The 3,246-nt window shown below is 41.6% G+C and carries 2 protein-coding genes and 1 pseudogene; 2 read left to right on the top strand and 1 reads right to left on the bottom strand.

The features are described from left to right. A pseudogene (locus ACFE90_RS37270) lies at positions 1 to 150 on the top strand (ATP-grasp enzyme); the annotation flags it as partial. Between the two features lie 462 nt (positions 151 to 612). Beyond that, entirely contained in the window at positions 613 to 1,941 is a 1,329-nt protein-coding gene (locus ACFE90_RS37265; protein WP_375507255.1) for an ATP-grasp domain-containing protein, read from the top strand. A gap of 353 nt (positions 1,942 to 2,294) precedes the next feature. Here ACFE90_RS37265 and ACFE90_RS37260 read toward each other — a convergent pair whose 3' ends face one another. Then, entirely contained in the window at positions 2,295 to 2,687 is a 393-nt protein-coding gene (locus tag ACFE90_RS37260; protein WP_375507254.1) for a hypothetical protein, read from the bottom strand. Positions 2,688 to 3,246 lie beyond the last annotated feature (559 nt).

Genomic DNA, 3,246 nt, shown 5'->3' with positions numbered 1-3,246 from the left:
GATGCAATCTTTGAAGTTAATAACCTACTACCGTTCTTAATGGTACATCATTGGCACATTCCTTTACTATTACTCGATAGTTTGCGCTCTTTACAAGGTTGGGTGAAGATTGATTTTAACATCATGAAACTCGTATGGCTTGGAGAATGACTTTGCTTGTCATCTTTTGCTTTGCTCCCCAGGTTAACATACCATTCGAGAAAGCAAACTAAAGAGTGTTTATCCCAGATTGCTTGGAGTGCGCTCGGAAATGCTGTATTTTTAATAATGAAGTAAATGTTGCATTTTAGAAGCATGACAGCATGACTATGCTAATTCATCTGATGACACTTGCCAACGACAATTTGTTGGCTTTTATTGGATTCATCTGTGTGGACAACACATTACTTCAAGGGCAAGTTTACTTGCCAGCAGAGAAGCGAGCCAAAAATGAAAAACGTCAAAGATTATTCCCGATTTTAGCAAGTATTCCTGCCAATTCGAGACGGCTTGACAATCATATATGCGAATGGAGGAAAGCATGGAAGCAAAGAAAGGATCGTATCTGCTTGTCTTTTTAAAATTTTCCTATCCACCAGCGAATGATTCCACTATCATGTCACAATTATAATTATGAGAAAGCATATTTTTACAGTGTTCCAAAACTTGGGCACTCTTGTATTACTGGCGATCGCATTTCCCTTAAACTGCATCGTCGTTTTAACATCGCTACTGTGGAGCTTTTTTAAGCAACCATTCAGTAAGTCAATTGTTGTCAACCCCAATTCTAAAAATATCTTGATTGCTGGCGCTAGAATGACTAAAACCCTTCAGCTAGCGCGTTCATTTCATGCTGCTGGGCATCGGGTTATTATAATTGACATTGAGAAATACTGGTTAAGTGGTAACAAATATTCCAACTCTGTTGCAGGCTTTTATACTGTTCCCGATCCAAGCAAAGACTTAGAAGGCTACATTGAAACCCTACACGCGATCGCCAATACAGAAAAGATCGACTTTTTTATCCCGGTAGCCATTTTTTCCGTCATCCACTTTGATCAAGGCAAGTCACCATTACCAGACTGTGTAGAATTTTTCCACTTCGATGGTGATGTCACGAAAATCCTGGATGACAAGTTTGCCTTTTCCGAAACAGCGCGATCGTTCGGTTTATCTGTCCCCAAATCCTTCAAAATTACCGATCCCGAACAAGTCCTCAACTTTGACTTTTCTCAAGAGAAGCGCAAATACATTCTTAAAAGCATCCCCTACGATCAAGTGCGTCGCTTAAATCTCACCAAGTTACCTTGCGATACACCATCAGAAACAGCAGCATTTGTCAAGAGTCTGCCCATCAGTGAGGAGAATCCTTGGATTATGCAGGAATTCATCCCTGGAAAGGAATACTGCACTCACACTACCGCACGAGATGGAGAGTCAAGAATGTACTGCTGCTGTGAGTCATCCGCCTTTCAAGTCAACTACGAAAACGTTGAGCAGCTAGAAATTATGCAATGGGCGAGTCATTTTACCAAAGAACTGGGAAAAACCGGGCAACTTTCCTTTGACTTCATCCAGGCAGAAGACGGAACTGTTTATGCAATTGAGTGTAACCCCCGTACTCACACCGCCATTACTATGTTTTACAATCATCCAGGAGTAGCGGATGCCTATCTTGGTAAAGAGCCTCTAGCTGAATCTTTGCAGCCTCTTCCTGATAGTAAGCCAACCTATTGGCTATACCACGAAGTTTGGCGGCTGAATGAGATTAGATCGTTTAAGCAACTGCAAACCTGGGTAAGAAACATCAGGCGCGGGAAAGAAGCAATTTTTGAGGTGAGTGATCCCTTACCCTTCCTGATGGTACATCACTGGCAGATTCCCTTACTCATTCTCGACAATTTACGAAGACTCAAAGGTTGGATAAGAATAGATTTTAATATGGGTGAGCTTATAGAGTGATACCAATCCGCATTTTAAAGCGTAATATTCGTAAAATGAAAAACTATAGGAATCCGATTTGATTTATGAAAAAATCTAAGTATGTGTAGGGGAGCCAGCCGTGTGGGCGGGTTTCCCGACTTGAGCGGACTGGCGTTGTGTTATCGCCCTTGAGTACGGCACCCAAATCATCGCAAAGAGGAAAAATTCAAAGTCTCTTTCCTAGAAGGAGAGATTTAGAAGAGGTTTTGCAGATACCGTGAAAAGTCAGACTTATTAGGCGACAAGGGAACGAGCAGCGATGCCTGCGGCGGGCTATGCCTACGCAAAACAATGGGCATCATTCACGGTGAATGATGCCTATTTGTTGCTCATTACGCCGTCTGTGTAGAAGCCGCTTTTGAGTCTGCGGTGGATTTTAACCGGGTGATAGTGGCTTTACGAATGCGATCGCTCTTGCGTACTCCACCTGTCATCTCGTATTCCCGACTGTCTTTGCCATACTTCAATGCTACACCACTGACTAAGCGTTCTGAAGTTTCCCGAATGGTCTTTTCAAGGGTTTCTATTTTTACCTTTGCTGAGTCAATGGCAGTTAGCATCATATTATACTCGTCAATCTGGTTGCGGAGTTGCTCGGTTAACTTGGTTAAATGGTTTAAACTGATCGAATCACCAAAGTCAAGGTTAGAATTAATTGATTTAAATCCGATTACTTTCTGTTCAGTTTTTTCTAGCACGGTAGAGCTTTTTTTTTGGCGTGGCATCAATGGATACTTTTTACTAAACTTATCTTTCTAGAGTGCCTCAATGGGACAATGTAGCGGTTCAGTAAAGCTTACGAAAAAAAGTATTTTTTAAACTATATTTACCTCTTTATCCAGTAATTGCACTGAGCTGGAGAATAAATAGTTGAGAACGGGCTTGTCTTGTTAACCAACAGCCTTGTCTTGTTAACGAATGGACTTGTCTTGTTAACGAACGGACTTGTCTTGTGAACCAACAGCCTTGTCTTGTTAACGAATGGAGTTGTCTTGTTAACGAACGGCCTTGTCTTGTTAACCAACGGACTTGTTTTCTGAACTAACGATATAAAACTCATATTTGAAAGCCCCTCTTTGCTTGCCTACGGTGTATGCACAAGTCTTCTAAAGTTGCCCCACAGGCTTTTGATCCCCCCAACCCTCCTTACAAAAGGGGGGCAAAAACTTCTCAAAGTCCTCCAATTTATCGGAGGATTTAGGAGGATCTACAACATTTTGGTTTTGTATAGGGAACTCCAAAAAATAAATTATCCAATTTCTGGACTTCACTAGGACTTTCCCT

The organism is uncultured Nostoc sp. (assembly GCF_964245445.1).
Taxonomy (GTDB): Bacteria; Cyanobacteriota; Cyanobacteriia; order Cyanobacteriales; family Nostocaceae; genus Nostoc.
The sequence above is the reverse complement of the archived record's forward strand: the minus strand, read 5'-3'. Positions and strand labels throughout refer to the sequence as shown.

Coding starts and splice junctions, on each gene's coding strand:
- ACFE90_RS37265 (WP_375507255.1), top strand. CDS start 613: ATGAGAAAGCATATTTTTACAGTGTTCCAAAACTTGGGCACTCTTGTA.
- ACFE90_RS37260 (WP_375507254.1), bottom strand. CDS start 2,687: ATGCCACGCCAAAAAAAAAGCTCTACCGTGCTAGAAAAAACTGAACAG.